Source organism: Methylobacterium sp. GXF4, from assembly GCF_000272495.1.
In the GTDB taxonomy this organism is placed as follows: Bacteria; Pseudomonadota; Alphaproteobacteria; order Rhizobiales; family Beijerinckiaceae; genus Methylobacterium; species Methylobacterium brachiatum.
The window spans coordinates 88114-103382 of record NZ_AKFK01000076.1 but is presented as its reverse complement, the minus strand read 5'-3'; the positions used below and the strand labels follow the sequence as shown (position 1 = coordinate 103382).

Here is a 15269-nt window from a genome sequence, read left to right as displayed (position 1 = left end):
ACCGAAGTGTCGAAGGTGCTGACCGCCTTCAGCGGCGTCACCGGACCGCTCAGCTCCGCCGCCACGGCTTACGCCTACGCGAAATAGAGAGGCCGACCCGCCGGTCTCAGGATCGGCGGTTTCGAGATCCCGGAAACGCAAACAGGGCGCGGATGCCATCCGCGCCCTGTTTGCGTTTTGAGCCCTGGACCGCGCCGGACCTCGGCGCAGTCCGAAAAGACCTCAGCCGCGCTTGGCCAGCAGCTGCTCGATCAGCGAGCCGCCCTTGTCGATCGCCGCCATCTCCTCGGCCACCGCGCTCACGGTGTCGCGGATCTGGTCGGCGGTGTGCTCGGAGGTCAGGAAGAAGCGCAGGCGCGAGGCCCGCTCCGGCACCGCCGGGTGGATGATCGGCTGGACGTTGATGCCCCGGCGGAAGAGCCGGTCCGACAGGGTCACGGCCTTGAGCGAGTCGCCGACGATGATCGGCACCACGGCCAGGCCGAGGCTGAAGCCGGTATCGAGGCCGAGCTTCTTGGCGGTGGCGAGGAACAGGGTGCCGTTCTGGCGCAGGCGCTCGACCCGCTCCGGCTCGGCATGCATCACCGCCAGGGCCGCCTCGGCGGCGGCGGCGAGCGGCGGCGACATGCCGACGCTGTACACGAAGCCGCCGGCCGTGTGCTTGAGGTACTCGATCAGCGCGATCGGGCCGCAGATGTAGCCACCGCAGGTCGAGAGCGTCTTGGACAGGGTGCCCATCCAGATGTCGACCTCGTTCGGGTCGACACCGCAATGCTCGAACAGGCCGGCGCCGGTACGGCCGGTGACGCCGAGGCCGTGGGCCTCGTCGACCATCAGCCAGGCGTCGTAGCGCTTCTTGAGGGCGATGAGCCCGGCCAGGTCCGGCGCATCGCCGTCCATGCTGTACAGCCCCTCGACCACGATCAGCGCGCGGCGGTGCTCGTGGCGGGTGTTCTGAAGCAGGCTCTCCAGGGCGTCGAGGTCGTTATGCGCGAAGGAGCGCCGCTGGGCGCCCGAGAGCTGCGCGCCGGTGACGATGCTGTTGTGGGACAGGGCGTCGTGGAAGATCACGTCGCCGGCTTCCAGCAGGGCGCCGATGGTCGTGACGTTGGTGGCGTGCCCGCTCACCATCACGATGCAGCCCTCGGTCCGGTAGTGCTTGGCCAGCGCCTGTTCGAGGCTGATATGGCCGGGCCGCTCGCCCGCCACCACGCGGCTCGCCGAGGCCGAGGTGCCGTAGGCCTCGATCGCCTCCCGGGCCGCGTTGCTCACCCGCGGATGGCCGTTCAGGCCGAGATAATCGTAGGACGAGAAGTTGGTGAAGCTCTTCTGGTCGATCCGCGTGGTCGCGCCGGCCTTGGCGTCGTGGACGCGGAAGAACGGGTTGCCCAGGCCGATCAGCTGCGCCGCCTGGCGCTGCAGCTGCAGCTCGCGGTAGCCGGGCAGGTTCTCGAAGTTCTGCGCGGCCGATTTCCCGGCCGGGGAGGCCGCCTTGACGGGGGCCGGGCGCGGGGTCGCGCGCCCGAGGCGGTTCGTCACGAAGCCGGCGAGCGCCGCGCGCCCGCCGTCAGGCCGTGCCGTATCGGTCATGAGTTGGTCTCTTTGATCTCGCTGGAGGTCTGCTCGATGAGTTCCCTGAGCGGCGCCATCATCTGCGCATCGATCTCACCGCCGATATGCTTCGAGACGAGGCTCATCGCGACACCGGCCGCCTCATCCATGGGGGCCGAAACCGCCTGAATTAAGGACTCCGACAGCTCGTTGACCGTCATGCCGGACGACAGGCCGGCGGGCGGCGCGTCGAGGGCGAAGCGCTCCTGCAGGCTGGCACCCAGCTCGACGCCCATCAGCGAGTCGAGGCCGATCTCGGAGAGCTGGCGCACGCGGCTGATATCGTCCTTGGGCAGGCGCAGGATGCGGGCGATGTCCTCGACGATCGCGTCGGACACGGTCTTGCGGACCGCGTCGACGTCGCCCCCCTTGAGGAGCGCGCCGATATTGATCGCCTGGACGCCGCCGGCCTCCACCTGCTGGTCCGACCCGAGATCGGCGTAGCTCGGGGAGCGCATGGTGGCGAGCCGCTCGCGCGCCTTGCCCCAATGCATCGCCGCGATGGCGATCACCGCCTCGTCCGGCGAGGTCCCCTGGGCTTCCAGGGCGTCGGCCATCAGTTCGAGGCAGCGACGGGCCTCCATCGGGGTGACGCCGACGCGGCCGGCGAGACCTTCCATGACCGCCTTGTTGCGGGCGAGCATGCCGACATCGCCGATCGCACCCCAGGCGACCGCCAGAGCCGGCAGGCCGCGGCGGCGGCGCTGGCGGGCCAAGCCTTCCATGAAGCCGTTGGCGGCCACGTAGGAGCCCTGGCCGGGATTGCCGATGAACGTCGTCGCCGACGAGAACATCACGAAGTAGTCGAGGCTCCGGTCCCGGGTGGCGGCGTCCAGGTGCTGGGCGCCGATCACTTTCGGGCCGATCACCGTGTCGAGCGCCGCGGCGTCGATGTTGGCGATCAGGCCGTCCTGCAGGACCGCGGCGGCGTGGAGCACGCCGGCGAGCTTCCTGCCGCCCTGCTCGATCTCCGCCAGCAGCCGGTCGACAGCCGAGCGGCTGGTGATGTCCACCGCCTTGGCCTCGACCTTCACGCCGCGCCCGGTTAGCTCGGCGACGATCGCCTTGGCCTCGTCGGTGGTCGCGCCCTTGCGGCCGGCGAGCACGAGGTGCTTGGCCCCCTTGTCCACGAGCCAGCGCGCCGCCTCCAGGCCGAAGCCGCCGAGGCCGCCGGTGACCAGGTGGACGCCGTTCTCCGAGACCGTGAACGGCCGGCGCGTATCCTTGATGATCGTGCCGGCCTTGGGCGGGCTGATCACGATCTTCCCGATATGCCCGGATTGCTGCATCAGCCGGAAGGCGTCCGAGGTCTCGGCCGCCGTGAACGGCTGGTAGGGCAGGGGCTTGAGGCCGCCGTCGTTGAACAGCGCCATCACCTCGCGGAACATCCGCGCGCCGTCGTCGCCCTGGTGCTGGATCACCTGATCGAGATCGACGCCGAAGTAGCTGAGGTTCCGCCGGAACGGGCGCAGGCCGATATGGGTGTTGGCGACGTAGTCGCGCTTGCCCAGCTCGACGAAGCGGCCGAACGGCCGCAGCGCGTTCAGCGAACGCTCCATCGCCTCGCCGAACAGGCTGTTCAGCACGATGTCGACGCCGTCGCCGGTGATCGCCCGGACCTCGTCCACGAAGGCCAGCGAACGGGAATCGAGCACGTGCTCGGCGCCGAGCGCCTTCACCAGGGCCCGCTTCTCGCGGGAACCGGCGGTGGCGATGACCCGTGCGCCCTTCAGCTTGGCGATCTGCAGCGCGGCCAGGCCGACGCCGCCCGCGCCGCCATGGACCAGCACCCACTCGCCGCGCCGCATCCGGGCGCAGGAGACGAGGCCGTAATAGGCGGTGAGGAAGGCCACCGGCACGGTCGCCGCCGCCATCGGGTCGAGACCCTGCGGGCTCGGCGCGACCACGAGCTCGGGCACCACGATGTGGGTCGCGAAGCCCGACTGGGCGAAGGCGACGACGGGGTCGCCGACCTTGAAGCCCTTCACGCCCGGACCGACGGCCGTGACCCGGCCGGCGCATTCGAGGCCGAGCCGCGGGCCGGCGAAGCCGTCCTCCAGGATCTCCTCGGGCAGCATCGAGAGCGCCCACAGAACGTCGCGGAAGTTGAGGCCGGTGGCCTCGACCGCGATCTCCATCTCGCCCTTGCCGGGGGTGCGGCGCTCGGCCGGACCCCAGACCATCTCGTTGAGGCCGCCGGTGTTGCTGCGCTCCAGGCGCGCGGCCTCGGCCGGGACGGCATCCGCCGGATCCCGGTGCTTCGGCCGGCCGGCATGGAAGCGCACGACCTGCGTCCGCTCGTCGTCAAGCACGATCTCGGTCTCCGGCGTGCCGGAGAGGATGAGGTCGCGCAGGCGCTCGGAGGCGCGCTTCGACGACATCTCGGGGGAGAGGTCGATCCGGCGCACGTCGAGGTTCGGCGCCTCGTTGGCCAGGGTGCGGGAGAAGGCCCAAACACCGGCCTCGATGTTGGTGGTCTGGCCGCCGCGATCGCGGGTGGCGCCCGGCGCCACGACCCAGAGGCGGGTCGGGCGGGCGCCGAGATGCTCGGCGCAGCGCTTCAGGCTGAGGCAGCGGTCGCGCAGCCGCTCGGCCGCCTCGCCGCCGCGGGTGAAGGCGCCGGCCAGGAACACCACCGTGTCGGGGGTCTCCTTCTCCAGCTCCATCAGTGAGGTCTCGGAGTCGAGGATGATCGAGACATGCACGCCGCCCGCGACCAGCAGGGTCGCCAGGGAGGAGGCGGTCTCGGCCGCGAACTCGTCGTCCGACCCGATCACGAAGGCGAAGGTCTGGGCCGGGGCGGGGCCCGGACGGACCGGAGCCTCGGCGACCAGCAGAAGGTCGTCGCCGTTGGCGGACGCCGCCCGCTCGACCGCGACCTTGACCAGGCCGTGGGCGCTGAGCGTGCGCTGCCAGCCCTCGATATCCTCGAGGCGTCCGACTGGCATGCCGCCGACGGCTTCCTCGAACCAGCCGCTGGTGAGGCCGAACACGAGGTCGCGGAACAGGGACGCGCCCGGCTCCACGGCCACCAGCAGGCCGCCGGTGGCGAGCGCCCCGGCGAGCTGGCCCGGCAGGGCGCGCTCGCCGCGATGCAGGCTCCCGGCCGCCAGGATCAGGTCGAAGCTGCCGGGGGCGAGCTCGTCGGCCGCCTCGACCACGGCGGCGCCGTTGGTGAGCGACAGGCGGGCGCGCTCGGCAAGCCGGCGGTCGGCCTCGAACACGGTGAGACGGGCCTCGGCGGCAGCGGCGAAGGCCGCGGCCTGGGCGGAGAGCGGGCCGAAACCGACCTGCAGGACCCGCAGCGCGCGCTCCTTCGGGAGCTGGCCGCGGCTCTTCTCGATCAGCTCGGCGACCACGTCGGCGGTGTGGCGCGCGGTGGCCGAGCGCATCACGAAGGCGTCGATCGCACCCTGCGGCAGGGCCGGGGCCTCGGTCAGCTTGCCCGCGAGCAGGCGGTCGACCATGGCGCCGACATCGGCGATCAGCACCAGCTCGGCGGAGAGATCCGGATGGTCGCCGGCGATCCAGCGCATGATCTCGTCCGGCGCCGGCAGCGCCGAGCCGTCACCCAGGGTCCAGTTCTGGCCGGCACGCTCGGCCAGGCCGCTGCTCTCCAGGGCGTAAAGGGCGTTCAGCAGCCAGGGGCGCAGGGCCTCCGGCACGCGCCGGTCGGTGACCGAGACGGTCTCGCCTTCCGCCAGCCCGGAGGCGAGGCGGTAGGCCAGCGACGTCGCCCAGCCTTCGAGCAGGAGGTGGCCCGGCGACAGGGCGGCATCGGCCGGCCCCTTCGCCTCGGCGGTGAGCGGACGCAGGCGCGCGGCCACGCTCGGCCGGCGCTCCATCGGGATCGCGGTCGGCTCGGTGGCGAGTTCCGGCACCTGCGAGATCGCGAAGGCCGAGAGGTCGCCGCCGCCCTTGGCGCGCAGGGCCTGGAAGCGGCCCTCGCGGATGGTCGCGACCACCGCGCCGTCGGCGTCGAGCAGGGTGAAGTCGGCCAGGATCGACCGCTCGTTGCAGCGGCGCGTCCGGATGATCGAGCGGGCGATCACGGCGCCGGGGCGCAGCAGACGCACCTCGCCGAAGCGCACCGGGATGTAGGCCTTGCCGGCATTCTCACCGAGCAGGTCGGCGAAGAGCAGGATCAGCCCGTGGAAGCAGGCGTCGAGCCGCTGCGGGACTAGGGCGAAGCGGGTGTCGGGCTCGGCCGGCAGCAGGTCCGAGACGATGGTGGCGTCATCCAGCCGGGCGCTCATGGCGACCTGCTGGAAGCTCGGGCCGAAGCCGAGGCCCGAAGCGCGGGCCCGGGCGTAGAGCGCCTCGCCGCTCAGGACCTGCTCGCCGGCGCTGTCGAAGTCGAACCCGTCCAGATCGGGCGCCTTCGGGGCCGTGAACGTGCCGTCGACGATCTTGGCCTGGGCGTGGAGCTGCCAGGGGGTCTGGGTCAGGCGCGGGCGGCTGAGGACCTGGATGCCGTTGCCGGTGCCGGACAGGCGCACCGCGACCTCGCGCAGGGCCTCCTCGGCGAAGACCATCGGCGAGAGGATCTCGAAATCGGCCAGCACCACCTCGTCGTGGCGCATCGCCTCGCGGACGCAGGCCAGCGCCATCTCGACGAAGCCGGCGCCGGGCATGATCACCTGGCCGTCGACCCGGTGATCCTCCAGCTCGGGCAGGGTGGCCGGATCGACGAAGCCGTTCCACTCCAGGCCGTCGAAGGTGGTCCGCGAGCCGATCAGCGGGTGGTAGGGGCGGGCGCTCATGGCGCCGACGCTCTCGGGGGTGTCGGCCAGGCGGAACGGGCGCCGCTGCCACGGATAGGTGGGCAGGCGGACATCGCCCAGGGGCGCGTCACCGAAGATCAGCGACTCGTCGACCTGCGCGCCCTGGACCAGGGCGGCGCTGACCGCCTTGGCGATCGGGTCGCCGCCCGAGGCCTTGCGGTGCATCACGCCGACCGTGGCGGTCTCGATGCCGAGCGGCTCGACCGCGTCGCCGACATGGGACATCAGGGTCGCGCGCGGGCCGACCTCGACGAAGACGCGGGTGCCGCGACGGGTGGCATCCTGCACGGCCTCGCTGAACCGCACCGGCTCGCGGATGTTGCGCCACCAGTAGCCGGCGCCGAAATTGTCGCCCTCCAGCACGCTGCCGGTGACGGTGGAGACCATCGCGGTGGTGCCGGCGCGGGCCTTCAGCCCGGCGAGGTCGCGCAGCAGCGGCTTCTCGGTCGGGTCCATCAGCCTTCCGTGGAAGGCGTAGGCGAGGTCGAGCTTGCGGCCGCGGCGGCGCTTGCGCGACAGGGCCTTGAGGGCGGCCTCGATATCGGCGACCGGCCCGGCGACCGTGACGGCCTTGGGGCTGTTGTAGGCGGCGATGTCGAGCGACGGGTAATCCTTGAGGAAGGACTCGACCTCCTCGGCCGGCATCAGCAGCACCGCCATGGTGCCCTGGCCGTGCGTCGTCTCCTGATGGTGGCTGCGGTAGTAGATGACCCGGACCGCATCCTCGAGGCTGAGGATGCCGGCCGCCTCGGCGGCGGCGATCTCGCCGACGCTGTGGCCGAGCACGTAGGAGGGGATCAGCCCCTTGGCCTTGAGGGCCGCCGTCGAGGCGCTCTCGATGGCGAAGATCAGCGGCTGCGAGACGCTGGTGAGCGCCAGGCGCTCGTCCAGATCCTCGGCGTAGAGGGCCTGCTTCAACGACCAGTCGGCATAGGTCTGGAACAGGGTGTCGACCCGGTCGAAGGCGGCCCGGAAGGTCGGGTTCTCCTCGTAGGCCTCGCGGCCCATGCCGGCCCACTGGCTGCCGTTGCCGGAATAGACGAACGCCACCTCGGCGGCGCGGTCGACCGCGGTGCCGGTGAAGGCGTCCTGGGCGTCCTCGCCCTCGCCGACCGCGCGGAGAGCCGCGGCGACGTCGATCTTCCCGTCCAGCGCGATCGCCAGGCGGGCGGGCATGCGCTCGCGGCGATGCGCCACGGCGGCGGCCACCGTGGCGACCCGGTCGGGCTCGGCTTCGAGGCGCTCGGCGTAATCGAGGGCGAGCTCGTTCAGGGCAGCGCGGCTCTGGGCCGAAAGCAGCAGCACCTGGGCGGACGGCGCCGGCGCATCGGCCTTTGCCTGCGCGCCCGAATTCCCGTCGGTGATCACGACGTGCGCGTTGGTGCCGCCGAAGCCGAAGGAGTTCACGCCCGCATAGCGCTCGCGCGGACCGCGGGTGATCGGCAGAGCCTCGCGGACGACGCTCAGGTTGAGCTCGTCGAACGGGATGTCGGGATTGAGCTCGGCCGCGTGCAGCGACGGCGGCACGAGATCGTGCTCCAGCGCCAGCGTCGCCTTCATCAGGCCGGCGAGGCCGGAGACCGGCTCGGTATGGCCGATATTGGTCTTGATCGAGCCGATCGGCAGCGGCGCCTGGCGGCCGCGCCCGAGCTTGGTCCCGATGGCCGAGGCCTCGATCGGATCGCCCACCGGCGTGCCGGTGCCGTGCGCCTCCATGAAGGCGAGGTCGTCGAGCCGGATGCCCGCGTCGCGGTACACGCGCTCCAGCAGGGCGCCCTGGGCGTAGCCCGACGGCAGCGAGATGCCGGTGGTGCGGCCGTCGGAATTGATGCCCGACGCCACGATCCGGGCGCGCACGGTGGCGCCGTTGCGCCGCGCGGCCTCGGCCGATTGCAGCACGAACACCACGCCGCCCTCGGAGCGCACGTAGCCGTCGGCGTTCTTCGAGAACGCCTGGCACAGGCCGGTGCGCGAGAGCATCTGCGCGGTGGAGAAGCAGATGAAGTTGAACGGGCTCGCCAGCACGTTGACGCCGGCCACGACGGCGGTGTCCACGCGGCCGGACTGGATCGCCTGCACGGCGTTGTCGAAGGCGACGAGCGAGGACGAGCAGGCCGTGTCGACCGTGAAGCTCGGGCCCTTCAGGTCGAAGATGTACGAGATGCGGTTCGAGATGATCGAGAGCGTGTTGCCGGTGGCCGCGTAGGCGTCGCCCGAGGCCGCATCGAGGATGCGCAGGTTGCCGTAATCGAGCGAGGAGGCGCCGACGAATACGCCGATGTTGCTGCCGGCCACGCTCGACGGGCGCAGGCCCGCATCCTCAAGCGCTTCCCAGGTCAGCTCCAGCAGCATCCGCTGCTGCGGATCCATCTGCTCGGCCTCGCGGGGCGAGATGCCGAAGACGGCCGGGTCGAACGACCAGATGTCGTCGATGATGCCCGCGGCCCAGGTGTAGCTCTTCCCGCGCTCCTGGGCGCGCGGATGCGCGAACCGGTCGAGGGAGAAGCGGTCACTCGGGACCTTGCTGACGGCGCAGCGGCCCTCGGACAGGAGTTGCCACAGCCCGTCGACGTTGGGGGCCCCGGGCAGTCGGCATGCGCGTCCGACGATCGCAATATCTGTACGTTGTGTCACGTTCGGTTCGCACACGCTCGTTATCGGAAGTCGGCTCGGCTCGCGACGAGTGAGTACCCTCTCACTCCTTACTGTGGCACCATTGCGGTGTCCAACCTGCCCCCAGGCAACGTCATCCCTGCTCGGGCAGATTGCGGTGGCCTGTGACATGTATTCATCAGAATGCAGTCCAGTGCCGACGCCCGAAATGCCAAGTTTGCATCGCTTCACCGCCTGTTGAGACGGTCACGCGACCATCGAAATGCCACAGTTGCGCGCCGGCAGGCGGGTCCCGTCTAGCGGTGCCGCCGGGGTTTTCCAAAGACATCTTTGCAGCAGCCTGCAGATCAGGCGCCGCAATGCGACGGCTCGACGCCGTCGGGCCGACGCTCAAGACGCGTCCGGACCGGCCTTATCCTTGGCGCTATCCTTGGATCGTCCGACGCCGCGATAGGTGAAACCGTGGCGCTCGGCCGTTTCGGGGTCGTAGATGTTGCGCAGGTCGACCAGCACCGGGGCGGGGCCGGCGGATGCCATGATCTGGCGCAGCCGGTCGAGGTCGAGCGCCCGGAAGGCGTTCCACTCGGTGACGATCACCAGCGCGTCCGCCCCCTCCGCGCAGGCATAGGCGTTCTCGGCATAATCCACATCCGGCATCAGGGCGCGCGCCTGCTCCATCCCTTCCGGATCGTAGGCGCGGACCTTGGCGCCGGCATCCTGCAGGCCCGCCACGATCGACAGGGACGGCGCCTCGCGCATGTCGTCGGTGTCGGGCTTGAAGGTCAGGCCGAGCAGCGACACGGTCTTGCCCCGGACGCTGCCGCCGCAGGCCTTGATCACCTTGCGGGCCATGGCGCGCTTGCGCTGGTCGTTGACCGCCACGACGGTCTCGACCAGCCGCAGGGGCGTGCCCGCATCCTGGGCAGTCTTGACGAGGGCAAGCGTGTCCTTGGGGAAGCAGGAGCCGCCGTAGCCCGGCCCGGCGTGCAGGAACTTGCCGCCGATCCGGTTGTCGAGCCCGATGCCGCGGGCGACCTGCTGGACGTCGGCACCGACCTCCTCGCACAGATCCGCGATCTCGTTGATGAAGGTGATCTTGGCCGCCAGGAACGCGTTGGCGGCGTATTTCGTCAGCTCCGCGGTGCGCCGGCTCGTCACCACGATCGGCGCGGCGTTGAGATAGAGCGGCCGGTAGACCTCGCGCATCACCGCCTCGGCCCGGGGATCCTCGGTGCCGACCACGATGCGGTCGGGGCGCTTGAAGTCGGAGATCGCCGCGCCTTCGCGCAGGAATTCCGGGTTCGACGCCACGGCGACGTCCGCCTCGGGCCGGATCTCGCGGATGATGCGCTCGACCTCGTCGCCGGTGCCCACCGGCACGGTCGACTTGGTCACCACCACGGTGAAGCCCGACAGAGCCGCGGCGATCTCCCGGGCGGCATCGAACACGAAGGAGAGGTCGGCGAAGCCGTCGCCCCGGCGCGAGGGCGTCCCCACGGCGATGAACACCGCATCCGCTTCAGCGACCGCATCGCGCAGGCTGGTCCCGAAGGCGAGCCGGCCCTGGCGGACGTTCTCGGCGACCAGCGCGTCGAGTCCGGGCTCGTAGATCGGCATGCGGCCGGCGTTCAGGCTGGCGATCTTGTCCGGGTCGCGGTCGATGCAGACCACGCTGTGGCCGAAATCGGCCAAGCACGCCCCGGATACCAGGCCGACATACCCGGCCCCAATCATCGCAATCCGCATCCGGCCCTCCCGGCAGCCCGCCGCGCGGCTTGCTGCAATGCAGCATGATCCGGGACCAGCGGCGATGCAACCCGGGCCGCGCGCCAGCGCCCGTTTCTGTCGCGACGATGCAACACCGCGGAAACACGACTGTTTTTTGACAGTGGACCCGAAGCCGGCTTGACGCCGGCCGGAGCTTGTCGCCGCCGCGGCCCCCGAACATATGTGTTCGCGGGTTCGCAGCGCGGGCGGTTTCCTGTAGAAGCGCGCCCGCCGGCCGGGCGAGGCCGGGCGCCGCCAAGCCCCCTCCCAAGCCACCTCCCAAGCCCCCTCCGAGGCTCATTCAAAGGATCGGCGAAGGACCGCGATGACCGAATTGCCGAACGTGCACGTGCGCGCCGAAGTCCTGTCTCAGGCGCTGCCCCATATGCAGCGCTACGACCAGGAGATCGTGGTCATCAAGTATGGCGGCCACGCCATGGGCGACCGCGCGGCGGCCGAGGATTTCGCCGAGGACATCGTCCTCTTGGAGCAATCCGGCGTGAAGCCGATCGTGGTGCATGGCGGCGGCCCGCAGATCGGCAAGATGCTCGACCGGCTCGGCATCCAGTCCGAGTTCCGCGGCGGCCTGCGGGTCACCGACGAGGCCACCGTCGAGGTGGTCGAGATGGTCCTGGCCGGCTCGATCAACAAGCAGATCGTCGGCTGGATCTCGGCCGAGGGCGGCCGGGCCATCGGCCTGTGCGGCAAGGACGGCAACATGGTCCGCGCCAAGCGGGCGATGAAGACCGTGATCGATCCCGAGAATCACACCGAGCAGGCCATCGATCTCGGCCTCGTCGGCGAGCCGGACCATGTCGAGCGCGGCGTGCTCGACGCGGTGCTGAAGGCGGAGCTGATCCCGGTCCTCGCCCCGGTGGCCTACGGGGCCGACGGGCTGACCTACAACGTCAACGCCGACACTTTCGCGGGCGCCATCGCGGGCGCGCTGCGGGCCAAGCGCCTGCTGCTGCTCACCGATGTCCCGGGCGTGCTCGACAAGAACAAGAAACTGATTCCCGAGCTGACCGTGGAGGATTGCCGGCGCCTCATCGCGGACGGCACCATCACGGGCGGCATGATCCCCAAGATCGAGACCTGCATGTACGCGATCGAGCGCGGCGTGGAGGCGGTCGTGATCCTGGACGGGAAGGTCAACCACGCGGTGCTGCTGGAGCTGTTCACCGATTACGGTGCCGGCACGCTGATCCGGCGGGGCTGAGCTGAGAGCCGCCACGAAGCGGACGGCGATGGGCCAATCGGACGCGGAAACGCCCGTTCCGCCCGCGCATTGTCGTTGTCCGGGCTCAGGCTGGCGCAAGCCTGCGCTGCGAGCCTGACCATTCCCAGGCCGCCGATTCCGCGAGGATCGGCGGCCGGGTCCGCGCCGCACCGAGGGGTGAGGACCGCATCCGATTGCAACGCGATCGGGCATGGCCCTAGAATCCCGCCGGATCAGGATTTCAAAGGGACACGGTGCACCACCCGGAGAAAGCCCAGTTCACCACTCCCGCCGCCCGGGGGTTTTCCGATGTCGACACCTGGGTGTTCGACCTCGACAACACGCTGTATCCGAGCGACGCGCAGGTCTGGCCGCAGGTGGACGAGCGCATCACGCTCTACGTCATGCGTCTCTACGGGCTCGACGGGATCTCGGCCCGCGCCCTGCAGAAATACTTCTACCACCGCTACGGCACGACTCTGACGGCCCTGCTGACCGAGGACGGGGTCGATCCCCACGACTTCCTCGATTTCGCCCACGACATTGACCACTCGACGATCAAGCTCGACCAGAATCTCGGCGACGCGATTGAGCGGCTGCCCGGCCGCAAGCTGATCCTGACCAACGGCTCGCGCCGGCACGCCGAGAACGTCGCGGCCAAGCTCGGCATCCTCGACCATTTCGAGGACGTGTTCGACATCGCGGCCGCCAATTTCGTCCCCAAGCCCGAGCGATCGACCTACGAGCGGTTCCTCGAGGCGCACGGGGTCGAGCCGACCCGAGCGGTGCTGTTCGAGGACATCGCCCGCAACCTCGCGGTGCCGCACGATCTCGGCATGGCCACCGTGCTGGTGGTGCCCAAGATCGTCGACCCCTACCGCGAAGCCTTCGAGCAGGAAGCGGTACGCGAACCGCATATCGACCACATCACCGACGATCTCGCGGCCTTCCTGTCGGCCTGCGTGCTGCCCGAGGTGACACGCACGTCGCTGCGGGCGGATCGCGCCTGACGCGGCGCCGCGCATCCCCAATCGACAAGCCGGCGGCGATCCTGTAGAGAGCCGCCCAACTCACAACAGGATCGCCGAAATCCTGGTGCCGGTTGCCCATGAGGGGCGGCACGGCGCAACGGCTGGAGCTATGCCATGAACATCATCGAGCAGCTGGAGCGCGAGGAAGTCGCGCGCCTCGCGAAGACCATTCCCGATTTCGAGCCGGGCGACACGCTCATCGTCAACGTCCGCGTCAAGGAAGGCGAGCGCACCCGCGTCCAGGCCTACGAGGGCGTCTGCATCGGTCGCCAGGGCGGCGGCCTCAACGAGAGCTTCACGGTTCGCAAGATTTCCTACGGCGAGGGCGTCGAGCGCGTCTTCCCGGTCCACTCGCCGATGATCGATTCGATCAAGGTCGCCCGCCGCGGCAAGGTCCGTCGCGCCAAGCTCTACTACCTGCGCGACCGTCGCGGGAAGTCGGCCCGCATCGTCGAGCGCACCGACCGCTACAAGGCCAAGGACGCCGCCAAGGAGGCTTCGGCCGCCGCGCCGGCCGCCGCCGAGTAAGATGCGGGACGCCCCCGGCGCGCAGCCGGGGGATTTCCGAGGGTTTCAACCGGTCCGGCTCTGCCGGGCCGGTTTTTTTTAGGCCCGCCGCTCAGGCGGCCCGGACCCGGTCGAGGAAGTGGGTGATCTCCGCGGAGAGCCGCCCGGATTTCTGCGCGAGCTCGGAGGCGGCGGCCAAAACCTGCTCGGCCGCCTTCCCGGATTCCTGGGCGGCGGTCGAGACGTCGGCGATGTTGCCCGTCACCGTGCTGGTGCCGTCGGCCGCCTGCGCGACGCTGCGCACGATCTCGCCGGTCGTCGCCTCCTGCTCCTCGATCGCGGCCGCGACGCTGGTGGCCAGCGTGTTGACCTCGGTGACCGTGCGGCCGATCTCCTGGATCGCCTCCACGGCCTGCCGTGTCGAGGCCTGCACCGCGCCGACCCGGGTCGCGATTTCCGCGGTCGCCTGCGCGGTCTGGCCGGCGAGTTCCTTCACCTCGGAGGCGACCACCGCGAAGCCGCGGCCGGCCTCGCCGGCCCGCGCCGCCTCGATCGTGGCGTTGAGCGCGAGCAGGTTCGTCTGGCTGGCGATTGCCGCGATCATGCTGGCGACGGCGCCGATCTTCTCCGCGCCTTCGGCAAGATCGCGCACGATCGCGTCGGTGCGCTGCGCCTCCGTCGCGGCCTGCCCGATCATGGCCGACGAGCGGGCCATCTGGCCGGAGATCTCCCGGATCGTCGTGGACATCTCTTCGGTCGCCGCAGCCACGGTCTGCACGCTGGCGGAGGTCTCCTGCGCGGCCTCGGCCACCTGCGCCGAGCGGGTGCTCGTCCGCGCCGCGCTCTGCGCCATCGTGGCGGCGCTGGCCTGCATCTCCGTGGCGGCCGAGGTCAGGCCCTGCATCAGGGTCCCGGCATTGCCCTCGAACTGACGGGTCAGGGCGTCGAGGGCCTGCGCCCGCTCGATCTTGGCCTCGGCATCCCGCGCCGCAGCCACGTCCATCTCGCCCTTGGCGACCATGGCCTGACGGAACACCTCCACGGCCTCAGCCATCCGGCCGATCTCGTCGCCGCGCTCCGTATCGGAGACCGGGCTCGTGATGTCGCCCTCCGCGAGGGTCCGCATCCGCCGGTGCAGGCGCCCGAGCGGCCGGGTGATGCTGCGCCCGATCAGCAGGGAGCCGAGCACCGAGACCCCGACGATACCGACCAGCAGGGCCAGCACCGTGAAGGCCAGCGAGCGGAATGCCGCGGCGATGTCGTCGATATAGGCGCCGGTGACGATGAAGATGTCCCAGGGCGCGAACCGGGTCGCCACGGACACCTTCGGGAAGACGCCCTCCCGTCCGGGCCGGAGATATTCGTATTCCAGCATCGCCGAATCGGACGCTCTCAGGCGCTCGATGAACGCCCGGATGATCGGCACGCCGTTGACGACGAGATCCATCTGGTTCTTGCCGATATCCTTGCGGTTCATCGCGGCGAGGGCGACGCCGTCCATCGTGTAGATCGCGATGTAGTTCGTCCCGCCGCTGTAGCGCATCGTCATGGTGGACTCGGCCAGCTCGGACAGGGCCGCATCCTTGGTCAGGGTCCCGGCTTTCACCCGTTCGTCGAGAGCCTGGGCGCGCGACTGCACCAGCTCGACGATGGTCCGCAGCGATTGCACGCGCTCGTCGCGCATTTCGCGATCGTATAGTTTCAATCCCACGCCGCCGATCAGCGCGATGATCAGAC

Annotated in this window: 7 protein-coding genes; 3 read left to right on the top strand and 4 right to left on the bottom strand. The window is 70.2% G+C overall.

Annotation, left to right across the window (positions count from 1 at the left end):
* Positions 1-222: 222 nt before the first annotated feature.
* The 3 genes from WYO_RS21100 to WYO_RS21090 form a co-directional block, all read right to left on the bottom strand.
* Positions 223-1590 carry an aminotransferase class I/II-fold pyridoxal phosphate-dependent enzyme gene (locus WYO_RS21100; RefSeq protein ID WP_007566264.1) on the bottom strand — a complete coding sequence of 456 codons (1368 nt, stop codon included), beginning with the start codon at positions 1588-1590 and terminating at the stop codon, positions 223-225.
* Positions 1587-9029, bottom strand: coding sequence for a type I polyketide synthase (locus WYO_RS21095; protein ID WP_193375361.1), 7443 nt, complete (start codon positions 9027-9029; stop codon positions 1587-1589). The genes WYO_RS21100 and WYO_RS21095 overlap by 4 nt, the downstream gene beginning before the upstream one ends.
* A gap of 369 nt (positions 9030-9398) precedes the next feature.
* Positions 9399-10754 (bottom strand): UDP-glucose/GDP-mannose dehydrogenase family protein, encoded by a 1356-nt coding sequence (locus WYO_RS21090; protein ID WP_007566260.1) that lies wholly within the window; start codon positions 10752-10754, stop codon positions 9399-9401.
* A 346-nt stretch (positions 10755-11100) separates the two neighbouring features.
* Between WYO_RS21090 and argB the strand changes: the two genes are divergently transcribed.
* The 3 genes from argB to rplS all read left to right on the top strand — a co-directional run bounded on the left by argB (position 11101) and on the right by rplS (position 13553).
* Positions 11101-11994 carry an acetylglutamate kinase gene (gene argB / locus WYO_RS21085; protein WP_007566258.1) on the top strand — a complete coding sequence of 298 codons (894 nt, stop codon included), beginning with the start codon at positions 11101-11103 and terminating at the stop codon, positions 11992-11994.
* A 254-nt stretch (positions 11995-12248) separates the two neighbouring features.
* Entirely contained in the window at positions 12249-13004 is a 756-nt protein-coding gene (locus WYO_RS21080) for a pyrimidine 5'-nucleotidase (protein WP_007566256.1), read from the top strand.
* A 135-nt stretch (positions 13005-13139) separates the two neighbouring features.
* Positions 13140-13553, top strand: coding sequence for a 50S ribosomal protein L19 (gene rplS, locus WYO_RS21075; protein ID WP_007566254.1), 414 nt, complete (start codon positions 13140-13142; stop codon positions 13551-13553).
* 91 nt (positions 13554-13644) lie between these two features.
* Here the strand turns inward: rplS and WYO_RS21070 are convergent, their stop codons facing one another.
* Complete coding sequence (locus WYO_RS21070; RefSeq protein WP_244424248.1) at positions 13645-15216, bottom strand: methyl-accepting chemotaxis protein; 1572 nt, start codon at positions 15214-15216, stop codon at positions 13645-13647.
* Between the last annotated feature and the right edge of the window lie 53 nt (positions 15217-15269).